Origin of the sequence: Rhabdothermincola sp. (assembly GCF_036846205.1) — a bacterium.
Classification (GTDB): domain Bacteria; phylum Actinomycetota; class Acidimicrobiia; order Acidimicrobiales; family Acidimicrobilacustridaceae; genus Rhabdothermincola.
Genome location: NZ_DAIUCK010000012.1, coordinates 1 through 15,551, shown reverse-complemented (window position 1 = coordinate 15,551; position 15,551 = coordinate 1). Strand labels below are relative to the sequence as shown.

Here is a 15,551-nt window from a genome sequence, read left to right as displayed (position 1 = left end):
CCGTGGTGATCCTCGTGGCCCTGGTTCGCCGGTGGCGCTCACGGCCGGCCGTCGAGGTCTCACGCCCCTCGCCCGGGACGAGCTGATCGATCTGCGGGAGGCGGCGACGATCCTCGAGGTGACTCCCGACCGGGTGGACGTGATGGTCGACCAGGGGATGCTGGAGCCCGTGGCCAGCGGGCGGGGGCCGCGGTTCCGCCGGACGGAGGTCGAGGCTGTCCGCCTGGCGGGCGCCTGACCGCACACCCCTCGAATCAGCTCCCACACGGAAGGGCCCGTCGGCGGGGCGCGTCGGGAAGCCGTTGCCAACAGATACCCTACCGGGGTATGGTGCGGTGCATGACCTCCGATCGAGACGGGGAGCGCCACTCCCGCAGACCTGCCTCGCGGCTCGCGACGTTTGCCTTGCTCCTCGCCGTCGTTTTCGGCGGCGGCCTGACGATCGGCCGAGCCGTCGGCCCCATCGACGAGCCGACCACCATCGAGCCCACCGTGGGCGTCCCCGCTGCGGATCCTGGCCCCTCGCCGACATCCACCCCGACCACCGGCCACGGTGAGCACCCATGAGCACCACCACCGAACACCAGCGGCCTGGCGTCCGGGCGATCGATCTCGCCATCGAGGGCATGACCTGCGCGTCGTGCGCGGCGCGGATCGAGCGGCGGCTCAACGCCCTCGACGGCGTGGAAGCTTCCGTCAACTTCGCCACCGAGCGGGCCCGGGTCCGGGCTCCCTGGGACCTCCCCGTCGAGCGCCTGATCGCCGAGGTGGAATCCGCGGGCTACACCGCTCACCAGCCCGTCCCGGCGGCTGAGGGCCCACACCCCGGTCGCATCGACGGGCCTGCCGGCCCCACCGGTGACCCGGTGCGGGCGTGGCGTGATCGGGTGCTGGTCTCGGCCGCGCTCACGATGCCGGTTCTGGCTATGGCGATGGTCCCCCGGCTGCAGTTCGACAACTGGCAGTGGCTCTCCCTGACCCTCGCCGCCCCGGTGGTGGTCTGGGGCGCCTGGCCCTTCCACCGGGCCGCCTGGACGAACCTCCGGCACGGCACGGCCACGATGGACACGCTCATCTCGATGGGCACCCTGGCGGCGTTCGGGTGGTCGCTGTACGCCTTGTTCTGGGGCGGGGCCGGGGAGCCGTCGATGCGGATGCCCTTCGAGCTGACCATCGCCAGGGATGGAGGGGGGCACGAGATCTACCTCGAGGTCGCGGCGGGCGTGACCCTCTTCATCCTGCTCGGCCGCTATCTCGAAGCCCGGGCCAAGCGACGATCGGGGGAGGCGCTGCGGGCACTGCTCGAGCTCGGGGCAAAGGACGTCGCGGTGCTGCGCGACGGGGAGGAGGTGCGCATCCCGGTCGAGGAGTTGCGGGTCGGGGACCGCTTCGTCGTTCGACCGGGTGAGAAGGTGGCCACGGACGGGATCGTGGAGGAGGGCACCTCCGCGATCGACGCCTCACTGCTCACCGGGGAGAGTGTCCCGGTCGAGGTCAGGGAGGGCGACGAGGTCATCGGCGCGACCGTGAACGCCGGGGGGCGTCTGGTCGTGCGGGCCACCCGGGTCGGGACGGACACCGCACTGGCCCGGATCGCCCGCCTGGTGGAGGACGCCCAGACCGGCAAGGCGCCCGTGCAGCGGCTGGCCGATCGGGTGTCGGCGGTCTTCGTACCGGTCGTGATCGCCGTCGCCACCGGCACCCTCGGCTTCTGGCTCGGCGCTGGTGCGGGTGCCTCCGCCGCCTTCACCGCGGCCGTGGCCGTACTGATCATCGCCTGTCCCTGCGCGCTGGGCCTCGCCACGCCCACCGCGCTGCTGGTCGGTACCGGTCGGGGTGCCCAGCTCGGCATCCTGATCAAAGGCCCGGAGGTCTTGGAGTCCACCCGACGGATCGACACCGTGGTGCTCGACAAGACCGGCACGGTCACCACCGGCGACATGAGCCTGGTCTCGGTGACGGTGGCCGAGGACACCACCGAAGATGAGGCGCTGCGGCTGGTGGGCAGCCTGGAGCACGCGAGCGAGCACCCCATCGCCCGAGCCATCGCCGCCGGCGCGCAGGCCCGGGGCTTGGCGTTGCTGCCCGTGGAGTCCTTCGCCGCGCAGCGAGGGGTCGGCGTGCAGGGCGTGGTCGACGGCCACGCGGTGGTGGCTGGCCGGGAGGCGTTCCTCCGGGACTGGGCCCTGCACCTGCCCGCCCCACTGCGCGCCGCGAAGGAGCGGGCCGAGGCCGCGGGTCAGACGGCGGTGCTGGGGGGCTGGGATGGGCAGGCCAAGATCGTGTTGGCCGTCGCGGACACGATCAAGCCCACCTCCCCCGACGCCGTCGCTGAGCTTCGTGATCTCGGCCTGCGCCCGGTGCTGGTCACTGGCGACAACGAGCGGGTCGCCGGGGCGGTCGCCGGCGAGCTCGGCATCGAGGAGGTGGTGGCCGAGGTCCTCCCCGAGGAGAAGGTCGAGGTGGTGCGCAGGCTGCAATCGGAGGGGCGGGTGGTCGCCATGGTGGGCGACGGCGTCAACGACGCGGCAGCGCTGGCGCAGGCCGACTTGGGACTCGCCATGGGCACCGGCACCGACGTCGCCATCGAGGCATCGGACATCACGCTGGTCAGGGGGGACCTGCGCAGCGCGGCAGACGCCATCCGGCTCTCCCGGCGAACCCTGGCCACCATCAAAGGCAATCTCTTCTGGGCCTTCGCCTACAACCTGGCGGCGCTCCCGCTGGCTGCGGCCGGCCTGCTGAACCCGCTCATCGCCGGAGCGGCGATGGCGTTCTCAAGCGTGTTCGTGGTGACGAACAGCCTGCGCCTGCGACGCTTCCGCCCCCGCGCGGCGACCGCGACCTCCCCTGCCCCGGGGGACGGTGGCTTCAGGACTTGAGCAACCGCTCGAACGCCTTGGTCGCCTCCGTGATCAGCTCGTCGGCGCTGGGGTCGCCTCCTGAGGCAGCCGCGTTGGCGACGCAGTGACGCACGTGCTCGTCCAGCAGCCCCACCGCGACGCTCTGCAGCGCCTTGTTGACCGCGCTGATCTGGGTGAGGACGTCGATGCAGTAGGCGTCCTCCTCGATCATTCGCTGCAAGCCGCGGACCTGGCCCTCGATGCGCCGCAGCCGCTTCAGGTAGTCGTCCCGTTTCATGCTGTAGCCGCGCATCGTGCCTCCCAGAATCCGGGCGAATCACACGATACCGGGGTTGGGTACGGCCGTCCTGCCTGGGATGCTGGAGCGGCGCCAGGCCCGGCGCTCGGCCACGGCTCGTCGATCAGTGGCCACCGGCGCTCGTGTTGAACGTCCACAGCTCCTGGACGACACCGGGAGCCACCTCGATCGGGGTCTCCGTGGCTCGGAACGTGATCGCGTGCTCGGTCCCCCCGGTGCGGGCTGCAATGCCGGGTCGAAGGGCTTCCAGCCAGGCGGCGGCTCGGCGTTGAAGTCGATCGACGAATCGGTGGAGACGGCCGCGGCTGCCGCCAGCCCTGCGCTCCCCGCCGTGGCGCCCGTGACGCGGATGTCCATCACCATGCCGGCCTCGCGGTGGCCGGGGACCGTGCACCAGGCCTGGGCATCAGCCTCGAAGGGGCCGACGGTGACCTCCTGGCTCTCCCCGGGCGCCAGCATCCTCGTGCCGTCGGTTCCACCGACCTGCAGGTCATGGGACATCGCGCCCGCGTTGGTGACGGTGAGCACCACCGGGCTGCCCGCCGGCACCTCTATCGATGACGGCTTCACGTAGAGGTCACCGAGCTCGACATCGAAGGTGACCGGTGGGCCAGCCAGCCCCCCATCCCGCTCGTCCGCGTACCGGAAGGCCAACCCGACCGCGACCAGCGCCACGAGCAGGCAGCCCATGGCGAGGCCCACCGCTGAGAGGATCCACGGGTCGGGAGGCGTGCCGACCCGCGATCAGCTGATGACGCGGCCGTGCTGCTGCGTCACTCCCATGGCCACCACCTGACCTCGCTGCTGCTCGCTCCTCACCTGAGGGTACGAAGCAGGCGGTACCGGCCACAGGGAACAAGGTCCCGGCTGCAGGCGGCAGAACGACCCCGACCCTGGGGGGCGAGCGCCTCAGGCCAGGCGGGCGTCGAGGGTGATGGTGGTGCCGGTGAGCGCCTTGCTCACGGGGCAGTTGGCCTTGGCGCCCTCGGCGGCCTCGACGAACTGCTCCTCGGAGATCCCGGGCACGGTCCCCTCGACCGTGAGGTGCACGCCGGTGATCCCCTCGCCGGGCTGGAAGGTCACCTGCGCGGTGGTGGTCAGCCGTTCCGGTGGGTTGCCCGCCTTGGCCAGCGCGCTCGACAGCGCCATCGAGAAGCACGACGAGTGCGCCGCCGCGATCAGCTCCTCGGGGCTGGTGCGCCCATTGGGCTCCTCGGCTCGTGACGCCCAGGTCACGTCGAAGGTCCCCAGCCCCGAGGACTCGAGGCTCACCTGCCCTGCTCCCTCCAGGAGCGAGCCCTGCCATTGCGTCGTTGCGGTGCGTGTCGTCGCCATGGGCACAGCCTATGAACCGGCGCATCGAACCACGAAACCGCGCCTGAGCCGTCGCCGGCTACGAGCCGGTCTGCACGACGATGCGGAACACGTCGTACACGCAGGACTCGGGGACCGTCATGTCCGGGAAGTCCACGACGTTGACCGGCCCGATGTCGCCCGGCACGCAGCGGACCGCGCCCGGCGGGGAGCTGCCGGCGCAGGTCTCCTCGGCGCTGGCGTCGACGATCACCGCGCCGATGTCCGAGAAGGTGACCTGCATGCCCTGGCTGGCGTCGAAACCGTTGTTGAACACGATCGACCAGTTGAGGTCGACCCCGTTGATCGGTGGCAGCAGACCGTCGACCCAGCCGGCCGGGTCGCAGCCGATGGTCGAGGCGGTGGTGAGCACCGCGTTGCCGTCCACGTCGAACTCGACGTACCAGGTGACCGGCGCGGCGCCAGCCGGCACGGTGACGACCTGGGGCGCCACCCACGCCGCACCGCCAACCACCGCGGCTCGGCGCAGGAAGGTCCGCCGGTCGGTGCGTGGGAGCGGCGCCGCGCTCATCGGAGGCCTCCCGTGCCGGGCACGGGCAGGGCGGGATCCCCGAGCATCGTCCAACCGAGCTGGATCTCCGCCAGCCCCCGCTGGGAGCTGGCCAGCCCCCGCTTGGCGGACAGCACCGCTTCACCGAAGGTGGAACCGCCCGCCGCCAGCCGATCGGTCATGAGCCGGGCGAAGATCACGTCGCTGGTGGCCGAGGTGAGGGTGACCGCGCCGAGCACGGCCGCCGCGCCGCCGGAACCGGACTGGGTCAGCAGGCGGTGGGCGAGCGTGTCGGCGCTCGGCAGCACGTAGTACGCGTTCCAGCATCCGTAGAGCACCGCTGCGGTCGGCGCGCCGGCGGGCCCGGTCGCCGTCACGTCCCGACTGGCGAAGAAGCCGGCCGGTCCGAGCTCCCGTACGCCCGAATGACCGATGTAGGAGGTCAACGCCGGGCCCTGCGCCAGTCCACCGAGCAGCGCCTGCCGGGCGGAGCTGACCCCGCCCCGAGCGATGTCCGCTCGGGTGATCGTCCAGCCCGAGAGCCGCCCGGCCAGCTCGTCGTTCAACCCGGCGAGGTCGAACCCGTCGACCTGGTCGGAGACCAACAAGGCGGACCGGCGGGCACCTGCCGAGGAGGCGTAGGCGACGGTCTTGGCCACCATGGCCTGCATCTCCTGCGGGGTGCGGGCGGGCAGGCGCCCGAGCGCGAGGTCGGGGATGCCGTCGCCGTCGACGTCCGCGTACGCCGCGTCCAACGGGGCGAAGTTGACCCCGCCGAGTCCCACCGGGCCGTACGGCGAGGGCACCAGGCTGAACGAGCCGTCCCTGTCGAAGTCCCGGTAGTCGTAGTTGTCCGCGCCGGCCAGCAGCACCCAGCGCACCCCGAGCGCCCGCTTGGCCTCCGCCACGTAGGTGTCGATGGCCTTCGCGTCGACCATCCCGTAGCCGTAGGCCTGGTAGATGTCCGCCACGTCGACCACCTTCACCCGTCGACCCTGCGACTGGTGGAACTGCACGAGCGGCTCCAACGACGAGGTCAACCCGGCGTGGGTGATGACCAGGTAGTCGGCGGGACCCCGAAGCAGGTCGGCCGGTCGCCGGGCGGCGCTGATCGCCGGGGTGCGGACCGCGGTCGCGGGCACCACCGCCAGATCGAGTCCGCCCGGGGCAACCGCCTTGTAGGTCCCCGGTGCCGAGGGATCAGCGACGATGCGGGCCTTGGCCAGCAGTGCCGGCTGGCCCTGATCGTCGAAGCGCACCACGGTCGCGGCCGGATCGGGCAGCCCGCTCACCTCGACCCGCCCGGGAACCGTGCGCAGGCGCAACGCCTGCGCACCGCCGGCGGTGCTGCGGGGGTAGCGCAGCTCGATCCGGTCGAGGGCCACCATGTCGAGGGGCACGCCGGTGTCACCCACCAGGGTGACGGTCACCTCGTTGGCTCCTTCGACCAGCAACCCGTCCGGTACAGCCATCTCGAGCGTCGGGGCTTCGGCGTCGTCGAAGTAGGTGTCGGTGAGGAGCCGGCCGTTGAGCGCGATCCGTACGTGGTGCTCGTTGGGCACCGGCATCCGGGACAGGCCCCACAGCCCCACCGCGAGCACCGCATCACCCTGACCGGTGGCTGGTGCGGAGACCTCCACGGTGCGGCTGACCGATCGAGGTCGGCCCCGAGCACTGAGCAACTGGTCGTACCAGGGGTCGGAGCCGGGCGCGGTGACCGAGTAGGAGCGCTGCTGCTCCACCTTCACCGTGGCCACGTAGCTCGGCACGGCCGGCCCGTCGGGCACGTCGGTGCGGTCGGTGCCGATGCGGAGCGCCAGCTTGCGATCGAGCTGGAGCTGGTAGGTGGCCACGCCCGTGTAGAGCGTGTCGACCGGCGCCCCCCAGAAGGTGAGCACCGTGTCCGGGCCGACGGTGGTGCCCTTCCCGTCGACCTTGACGGCGACCGGCCGCCCGCCGACGGTGAGGGCCAGCTTCGATTTCGCCACGCCGGTCAGATCCACGCCCGCAGCCGCCAGGTCAGCAGCGGTGATGCGGTAAAGGCCTTCGATCGGCACCTCGACGCTGGCCACCACCCCGGTGGTGTTGGGGGTGACCCGCACGACCGGGGGTGCCGGGGTGGCGGCGGCGAGGGCCTGGCTGGTCGCAGCCCAGTCGACCGGGGCCGGCGGCTTGGGATCGCCCCATTCGCCGCCCACCCGGAACGGGCCGTGCAGATGGGTGGTGCCGTCGAGGTCGACCGCCTCGAGCCAGAGGTCGGTGGCGTCGGTGGTGACCACCACCTTGTAGCTCTGCGAGCTGGTCGAGGTGGGCTCCTCGCTCGGTACGAGCTGCGAGGTCAGCCGCTCGTACTCGCCGGGGCCGCGCCCCGCGTAGACGTTGAAGCCCAGCGTGTCGATCTCCTGGGAGGTACGCCACCGCACCAGCACGCCGCTCGCCGTGCGCTTGGAGGAGAACCACGCCAACTCGACGGGCAAGGCGGTGAGCGCGGTGCTGAAGTCCTCGACCTCACCATCGATCGACTGACCGACCGATTCGGCCACGCCGCCGGCGACGGAGCTGATCCGGAAGCGGCTGTAGATGAGGTCCCCGATGGCGTAGCCCGAGCCGTTGGTCCCGAAGTCCGGGACGTTCACAGTGACGGTGTAGGTCCCCGGCCCGGTCACGTAGCCCAGCGGCGAGAGGCCGGTGCTGGCGGAGACGAACCGGGAGGGGTGGAAGATCGACTCGTTGGTGTCGAATTCGCCGTCGTTGTCGAAGTCGAACCATCCGTTCACCCAACCACCGGCGGGTACGCCGGTGACGGTGAGGTCGATGGTCATGGTCGTGCCACCGGCGATGCCGCTGCCCCCGTTGATGACCACGCCGTCCTCGTCGTCGAGGTCGTGGGTGTCGTCACCCACTGCCGGGGTCGTCCTGCTCACCGCGGCATAGGCATCGGCCTCCCGGTCGATGAGTGCTCCCAGCCGGGGGCCGGACAACGAGTATCTCGCCCGTGCGCCGTCGGAGGCATAGGTGGTGCCGTAGTCCTCGGGCGCGTCACCGAAGTCGAAGCACACCACGCAGTCGGTGTGGTCGTCGGTGTCGCTCAGCGGGCCCGAGGTGGCGGTGGCGGTGTTGACGATGTCGAGGGTGCCGGGCGGCAACGGATTCTTGACGGTCGCGGTCACGATGATGGTCGCCGTCTCACCCGGCAACAGGTCGGGCAGCGTGGTGAGGCTCGGTGGTGCCCCGCCGGGAAAGGTCACCGGCACGCGGTCAGCCAGGGTGAAGGTGATGTTGTCGGCGTAGAACAGGTCGTTCTGCTCGAGGCTCTGGGTGATGATGAACCGGATCTCGACGGCGGTGCCGAAGACCGCGGCGGGGTCGAGCTGGAAGGTGTGGGTCACGTAGCTCGAGCTGTTGCAGCCGCTGTCGAAGGTCTGCAGGGTCTGCCACAGCGCGCTGGCGTCCGGCCGGATCTCGAGCGCCACCGAGTCGCCCGTGGGGTCGATGCCGCTGCAGCGGATGCCCACGCTCAGCGAGGCGCGCTCGTAGCTGGTGAAGTTCCCGGCCACCCGGCTGATGGATCGGCCCGCGCCGCCGGTCGTGCATCCGGTGGTGGTGCATCCCATGCGGATCGCCCGGGTGGTCACACTCGGGTCGGCGACGTTCTGGATGCCCCCCGTGCTGTAGATCGGTGGGGTGGTGAGGTCGCCCTCCTCCTGCCAGGAGATCGCCGCCCACGGCATGGAGCCTGTGGAGCAGCTGTAGGTGCTGCACTGGAGATCGTCGGCGATCGTGCCCGCGGTGACGCTGTCGAAGCGATGCACGGTGGTGGACAGCCAGTCCAGCTCGGCGGGGAACGAATCGGTGACCGTGACCGGGGCGAGCACAGAGGTTCCGTTGTTCGTGACCGTGATGGTGTAGGTGAGCGGGTCACCCGGGCCGAGTGGACCGGCGGCGTTCGAGGTCTTCACCAGGTCGAGGGAGGGTCGCTGTACCGGCAGGTCGGAGGTCGCGACCGCTTGTGCCTGGTCGGAGGTGACGGTCACCCGGTTGCGCACCCGACCGTCGAGGGTGTCGAGGGGCTCGTTGATGGTCACCAGGAACCGCACCCGCACCGTGGACCCCGGCGCCAGCGTGCCGAGGTGCAGGCCCCCCTCGTCGAGGGGGTAGGGCGTCGTGTACGGCGGCACGCCGTGATCGGGTACCGGGGTCGGTCCCCATCCGGTGTCGAGGGTGGTCGATCCGGCGACGTAGGTGACCCCGGCGGGCAGCGGGTCGTCGAGGACGGTGTTGGTGAGCGCGGTGGCGCCCGCGTCGCTGACGCTGACCTCCCAGGCCACGGTGTCACCCGGGTCGACGCGGCCGTCACCGTTGCGGTCGCCGACCAGCTCCCAGTCCTTGCCGGCGACCATGATCGCCGCCGGGAGGATGGCGGTACCGAGATCGAGGCCGGGCTGGGCCACCGGGGCGTTCGCCGGGTCCTCACCGTAGGAGGCGGCGATGACCGTCCCGTCGCAGGTGAAGATCTTGGCCCCGGTCATGATCCCGTCGTTGTAGGGGGAGCCGTCCGCGGTGGTGTCGGTGATGCGGCGGGACTGCAGGGCCGAGATGGGGATGGCGGCGTCGTAGCGGGCGATGCCGTCGCAGGGCCCGGTGTGGGGGGTGACGCTGAGGCCGGTGGTGGGATCGCCGTCGAAGTCGACGTAGAGGGTGGTGGCGGAGGTCGCGGTGACCCACACCGGGCTGGCGTTCAGGTCCGGTGCGAAGCCCGGTTGCCAGGCGGGTGCCCACCCCACCGAGACCGCCGGGGTGAGGAAGTCGACCGGCAACGGTGCGTAGCCCCAGTCGAAATCCTGCGTGCGGTTGCCGCTGGTGGTGTCCGGGGCGTTGGCGCCCACCAGCGCGACGGCCGTGAACGGCAACGGAGCCGTAAGCAGCCCGGCCGAGCCGAGCGGGGTGTTGAGCACCACCGGGCGAGCCGTCCGGCCGGGCACCGAATAGGGAGTGGAGCCCGACGAGGTCTGGACGGTGATGGTGAGCAACGCCGGGTAAGGGTTGAACAGGTACACCACCGTCGCCTGATTGGCCACCGGTGACCCGGCGGAGGCCAGGTAGGCGGTGCTGAACTGGTTGGTGGGGAACAGCTCGATGAAGCTGATCTCGTAGTTCGCCCCGATGTCCGCGACGTACAGGTCCGCCTGCACCGGCTGCGAGGTGTTGATGGTCGCGCCCTGGAGCAACCCGCCGTCCACCAGCACGGTCTCGCCCTGGTCGAGGGTGGTGATCACGTCCACCGGGTCGGTGAGGACACCGTTGGCGTTGGTGTCGATCTCCACCAGGGTGTCGTCCTGGGCGGCCATCACCGACACGCCGGTGTACTCCGCGGGGGTCGAGTTCGGCACCGGTAGCGGGCTGTCGGGCCCGATGGGCACGACGAAGGAGGTGCCGAAGCGGGTGGTGTCGTAGGCCGAGACCGCGCCGGATGCCAGGGCGTCGGCTTCACCCCAGCCGACGTTGGCCACCGCCAGGCCGCGAGTCGAGGCCAGCTTGTCCCGGCCGTCCCAGTAGACCTGGGCCGGATCCCGGGCCAGTGGGCTGCCGGACAGCGGGATGCCGGAGGGCACGGCGGAGACGGGGTCGGTGGTGCCCGGCCGGCGGGAGTTGTTGAGGGTGACCACACCCCCTGCGGGGATGATGTCGCCCGTGCAGCTCGGCGTGCAGAAGGGGGTGACGTCGCCGTTGGTCAGGTCCCCGTCTCCCCACACCAGGGTGGCGGCGGCCCCGGTGATCTGGGTGCGGTCGTTGATGGTGGCCTCGTAGCCGTTCTCCCAGTGGTCGTAGTAGATGATCGTGCCGGCGGCTGCGGCGGTGAGGGAGATGGTGGTGAAGGCGGTGGTACCGATGCTGGCGGGCAGGCCGGTCCCGTTGCGCAGGGCGGTGAGGTAGTCGTTCTCGGCCAGCGGGACGTAGAACGTCAGCAACGGTGGCGGTCCGGGCGCGGCGACCGCTCGCCGCACGTCCAGGCCGACCACGGCCACCACCGCCACCAGCTGGGCCAGCACCAGCGCCAGGACCGCTCCGCGGCGCGCCCGCCGGCGTTCCCTCCCCGTCATCCGACCTCTCCTGTTCGCCCTTCGGATGATCCAGCGGTCATGACCGGCAGGCGGAGGCAGGGTGCCGCCCCGAACGCGGGCCGCTCACAACTGAAGATCATTCACTAAACCGCGTTTGCGGACGATACCGCGGGTGGGACGGCGCGGCAGGCGATACCGGCGGAAATGAGGCGTTCACCCCCCACGAATGAGACGTTCGACTCTCTGGGGACGCTGCCGAACGTCCTACGCCGGTGAGCCGGACAACCCCGTGTCTCGTCCCGGCGACGGCCCGGCCGACCGCGTACCGTTCGGGGGATGATCTTCGGAGGGACGGCCGAGGCGGCGGACGCGATCCTGCGGGCGATGGCCTCGATCGCCCGGGCGGACGACGACGGTGCCCTGAGCGATGCCGACGTGGCTGCGATTCGATCGGCAGCCACCATCCTGTTCCGGTTTGATGAGCCCGTCGACCCGCGAGCGCTGCGGGCCATCGAGCCCGCCGAGCTGGCCGCCGCAGGGGTCCAGGGGGGCGACGCCCTGGTCCCGATGGTGGTCATCGCCGCGGTGGACGGCGAGCTGCGCCCCGCGGGTGTGGACCTGCTGCGCCGGTACGCCGCGGCGATCGGGGTGAGCGACAGCGCGGTCGACGACCTCGACGACCTGGTTCGTGGCCACCTCGCGGAGGCCCGAGCGGACATGCTGCGCCGCAACCGCGAGAGCATCACCGGTGAGTGGGTCGAGGACACCGGGAGCTACGGCGAGTGGCTGATGCCCTACCGCACCCAGCCCGACCCGGACCTGGCGGCTCGCTACCGCGCCCTGGCCGAGTGCCCCTCGGGCTCCTTCGGCCACGAGTTCGCCCGGTTCTACGCGGTGAACGGGTTCGGCTTCCCCGGGGAGCCGGACTCACCCACCGAGCAGTTCACGACCCCGCACGACTCCGCCCACGTGCTGTCCGGCTACGACACCTCGGTGCAGGGTGAGCTGCTGGTCAGCACGTTCACCGCCGGCATGCACCACCTCGAGGGTCTGGCCGGCCACATCCTGCCGGTCATCGTCAGCTGGCAGCTGGGCATCCCCCTCACGGAGCTGGCGGGCAGCACCACCGGCGCGCTCGACGCCCGCAAGTTGTGGGTCGCCTGGACCCGAGGCGATGCGACCACCGCCGACACCTTCTCGTCGGGCTGGGACTTCTGGGCCCACGTCGACGAGCCGCTCCAGGATCTCCGCGCCGCGATGGGCGTCCCCCCGCTGGACCCGGCCGACACGGCCGACGGCAGGTACCCACCCTGGTACCGCCCGAGCGCCTGAGCACCCTGCCCGACGGCAGCAGCGCCGGCCCAGCGGTCGGCGCTACTCCACGCGCAGGCCGGAGATCGCCCGGGCGATCACGAGCTGCTGGATCTGCTCGGTGCCCTCGAAGATGTCGTAGATCTTGGCGTCCCGGTGCCAGCGCTCGACGGGGTACTCCTTGACGTAGCCGTACCCGCCGAGGATCTGGATGGCCCGCTCGGTGATCCACACCGCCACCCGGCCGGCCTTGAGCTTCGACATCGAGCCCTCGGCATTGCGGTACTGGCCGTTGCGGGACAGCCACGCGGCCCGCCAGACCAGCAGGCGGGCGGCATCGAGCTCGGTGGCCATGTCGGCGAGCATGAACCCGATGCCCTGGTGCATGACGATCGGCTTGCCGAACGCCTTGCGCTCCTTGGCGTACTCGAGCGCGTACTCGTACGCGGCCCGGGCGATGCCGATGGCCTGCGCGCCCACCGCGGGGCGGGTGGCTTCGAAGGTGGCCATGGCCGGCTGCTTCCCGCTCGACACCTGCGGGTTCTTCAGCGCCTCGCGAGCCCGGGCCAGCTTCTCGTCCAGCTTCTCCTTGCCGCCGAGCAGGCAGCTACCGGGCACCCGCACGTCCTCGAGCACCACCTCGGCGGTGTGCGAGGCCCGGATGCCGAGCTTCGAGTACTTCTGCCCCATCGACAGCCCTGGCGTGCCGGGAGGAACGACGAAGCTCGCCTGGCCGCGGCTGCGCAGCTCGGGATCGACGGTGGCGACCACCACGTGCACGTCGGCGATGCCGCCGTTGGTGATCCAGGCCTTGGTGCCGTTGAGCACCCACTCGTCCTTGGCCTCGTCGTAGACCGCCCGGGTGCGCAGCGACGACACGTCGGAGCCCGCGTCGGGCTCGCTCACGCAGAACGCCCCGAGCTGGACCTTGTCGGCGGTGCCGTAGCACTGGGGCACCCACTCGAGGATCTGCTCCGGGGTGCCGTTGCCGAGGATGCCGGCCGCGGCGAGACCCGATCCCATGATGGCCAGGCCGATGCCGGCATCACCCCAGAAGAGCTCCTCGGTGGCGACGGGCATCGACAGCCCCGTGGGGTCGTTCATCATGATCTGGGCCATGAAGTCCATGCCGTAGAGGCCGATCTTGGCGGCCTCCTGGACGATGGGCCACGGGTACTCCTCCCGCTCGTCCCACTCCGCGGCCGCGGGACGGATGACGTCCTCGGCGAAGTCGTGGACCCACTTCTGGAGCTGCAGCTGGTCTTCGTTCAGGGCGAGCGAGAAATCGGACATGGCACCGGCTCCGATCTGATGGCCAGTGGGTACTCCCGGTAGAAGTTACCCCTCAGTAACATCACGGTAACCCGGCGGCCCGGCGCATGCCAACCGGACCGGCGTGGCCCCACCGGTCACACCAGGCGGCTCGGCCGCCGACCAACCGATCAGAACGCCACCACCGCGGGCGCAGCCGTGACCGCCACGCTGCCGTCCGGCTCCGGCGCACCGGGGCCGGGAGTCACCGTTCCGGGCCACTCCAGCACCTCGCCTCCCGGGGGATCCGGCGCGAGGAACTCGCCGTCCGCGTCGAGGTCCACCTGCTTGCTGGCGTTCGTGAAGTACAAGGCCGCGATGCGGTCGATGGCCTGCCGGTCGAGCACCGGCGGGACGCCTTCGTACTCGCTGATCGCCACCAGCAGCCGGCACACCGATCGCGGCAGGTACGGGCGCAGGTCGCCGTCGCCGAGGCGCTGGCTCACCTCGCGCAGGTACGGGCCCGACTCGTCGAGCAGGGTCACCCCGTACCGGCTGGCGGTCCGCCGCAGCACCTCGTCGAACTGGGCCGGGCCGATGGCCGGTATCAGGACCTTGTTCTCGATCCGGCGGAAGAACGCCTCGTCGCCGAGGCTGGCCGGATCGAGGTTGGTCGAGAACACGACCTTGGCATCGAAGGGGATCTCGAACTTCAACCCGTAATCGAGCGTCAGGTAGTCGATCCCCCGGTCGAGCGGCACGATCCAGCGGTTCAGCAACGCCTCCGGCGACAGCGCCTGCCGACCAAAGTCGTCGATGACCAGGATCCCATTGTTGGCCTGCATCTGCAGCGGCGCCAGGTACACCCCGCTGCTCGGCTGGTAGGTGAGATCCAGCATCCCGCCGGTCAGCTCGCCTCCGGTGATGATGGACGGTCGCTCGCACAACACCCACCTCGGGTCCAGGCCGGCGGGCTGGGGGTCCACCGCGTGGTGGACCACCGGGTCGAACACCGTGATGAGCTGCGAGTCGACCTCCACCGCGTGGGGGATGAGCACGCCGTCCCGGTGGATGCGGATCAGGCGCTCCGCGATGCTCGACTTGCCGGTCCCCGGCGGGCCGTAGAGGAACAACGCCCCGGCCGAGCAGGACGCGGGGCCGAGCTGGTGCAGCAGCGCCCGGCTCACCACCAGGTCGGCGAAGGCCCGCTCCATCGTGACCCGGTCGACCCGGGGCTCCGCGTGCTGGCGCGACACCGTCGCCCGGTAGTCCGCCAGGCTCACCGGCAGCGGGCCCACGTAGCGGCTGATCTCGAGCCGCTCCCGGGCGGTCTGGCGGCCCAGGTCGCTCAGCACCACCTGGTAGTCGCGCCCGTCGAGACCCTGGACCTCCAGGTAGCGCAGGTCACGCAGCTCCTCGATCAGCTCCGAGGCGACCACCGGGCTGCAGGCCAGGGTCTCGCTCAACCGCAGGGTCGACGTGCGGCCGTCGGTGAGCGCCCGACGCAGCACGAGGTCGTGCACCAGGCCTCGGGGCACGCCGAGGCCGTCGATGCTGTGCGGGGGCGCAGGCAGGTCGGTTGGGACGTCGATGGGCACCGCGGGCTCCTCCTCCCGCCCGCATCCTCGCCGTCCCATCGACCACGTCGGCCGGCGACCTCGGTGACTTGAGTGAACGCTCGAGAACAACCGCGGCCGCGACCGGCCCCCCGACGGGCTCCGTGGCGGCGTCAGCCCTCCCTCGACGGGGACACCGCGGTGACGACGCTGGAGGTGGTCAAGCTCGGTACCAGCGTCACCGCCACACCGGCCAGCACCGCACCCAGCACGTACGGTGCGCCCACCCCGACGTGCTGGAACAGCGCGCCGGCCGCCACCGGGCCCACCACCCGGGCCACGCCC

General features: G+C 71.2%; 11 protein-coding genes. 4 read left to right on the top strand and 7 right to left on the bottom strand.

Annotated features, from left to right (window positions below; translation table 11 throughout):
- Positions 1 to 31: 31 nt before the first annotated feature.
- The 3 genes from V7004_RS03120 to V7004_RS03110 all read left to right on the top strand — a co-directional run bounded on the left by V7004_RS03120 (position 32) and on the right by V7004_RS03110 (position 2,882).
- Positions 32 to 238: a hypothetical protein gene (locus V7004_RS03120; protein WP_334142078.1), complete on the top strand. Its 207-nt coding sequence runs from the start codon at positions 32 to 34 to the stop codon at positions 236 to 238.
- A gap of 101 nt (positions 239 to 339) precedes the next feature.
- The gene (locus V7004_RS03115; protein WP_334142076.1) at positions 340 to 567 is read left to right on the top strand and encodes a hypothetical protein; all 228 of its coding nucleotides are present in this window, start codon (positions 340 to 342) and stop codon (positions 565 to 567) included.
- Entirely contained in the window at positions 564 to 2,882 is a 2,319-nt protein-coding gene (locus V7004_RS03110) for a heavy metal translocating P-type ATPase (protein WP_334142073.1), read from the top strand. The genes V7004_RS03115 and V7004_RS03110 overlap by 4 nt, the downstream gene beginning before the upstream one ends.
- Here the strand turns inward: V7004_RS03110 and V7004_RS03105 are convergent.
- The 5 genes from V7004_RS03105 to V7004_RS03085 form a co-directional block, all read right to left on the bottom strand.
- Positions 2,872 to 3,156, bottom strand: a complete 285-nt coding sequence (locus V7004_RS03105; protein WP_208027198.1) for a metal-sensitive transcriptional regulator — start codon at positions 3,154 to 3,156, stop codon at positions 2,872 to 2,874. The genes V7004_RS03110 and V7004_RS03105 overlap by 11 nt on opposite strands.
- Before the next feature lie 24 nt (positions 3,157 to 3,180).
- Positions 3,181 to 3,864 carry a cupredoxin domain-containing protein gene (locus V7004_RS03100; protein WP_334142070.1) on the bottom strand — a complete coding sequence of 228 codons (684 nt, stop codon included), beginning with the start codon at positions 3,862 to 3,864 and terminating at the stop codon, positions 3,181 to 3,183.
- Between the two features lie 207 nt (positions 3,865 to 4,071).
- Positions 4,072 to 4,497, bottom strand: coding sequence for an OsmC family protein (locus V7004_RS03095; protein WP_334142068.1), 426 nt, complete (start codon positions 4,495 to 4,497; stop codon positions 4,072 to 4,074).
- 58 nt (positions 4,498 to 4,555) lie between these two features.
- On the bottom strand, positions 4,556 to 5,047 hold the full coding sequence (locus V7004_RS03090; protein WP_334142066.1) for a hypothetical protein: 492 nt from the start codon (positions 5,045 to 5,047) through the stop codon (positions 4,556 to 4,558).
- Positions 5,044 to 11,127 (bottom strand): C25 family cysteine peptidase, encoded by a 6,084-nt coding sequence (locus V7004_RS03085; RefSeq protein WP_334142065.1) that lies wholly within the window; start codon positions 11,125 to 11,127, stop codon positions 5,044 to 5,046. The genes V7004_RS03090 and V7004_RS03085 overlap by 4 nt, the downstream gene beginning before the upstream one ends.
- Positions 11,128 to 11,424: 297 nt before the next feature.
- On the opposite strand from V7004_RS03085, the gene V7004_RS03080 reads away from it, so the two are divergent.
- Complete coding sequence (locus V7004_RS03080) at positions 11,425 to 12,420, top strand: hypothetical protein (protein ID WP_334142063.1); 996 nt, start codon at positions 11,425 to 11,427, stop codon at positions 12,418 to 12,420.
- 42 nt (positions 12,421 to 12,462) lie between these two features.
- Here V7004_RS03080 and V7004_RS03075 read toward each other — a convergent pair whose 3' ends face one another.
- Both V7004_RS03075 and V7004_RS03070 read right to left on the bottom strand, forming a co-directional pair.
- Complete coding sequence (locus V7004_RS03075) at positions 12,463 to 13,692, bottom strand: acyl-CoA dehydrogenase family protein (protein ID WP_334142061.1); 1,230 nt, start codon at positions 13,690 to 13,692, stop codon at positions 12,463 to 12,465.
- Between the two features lie 149 nt (positions 13,693 to 13,841).
- Entirely contained in the window at positions 13,842 to 15,248 is a 1,407-nt protein-coding gene (locus V7004_RS03070) for a hypothetical protein (RefSeq protein ID WP_334142059.1), read from the bottom strand.
- Positions 15,249 to 15,551: the final 303 nt, after the last annotated feature.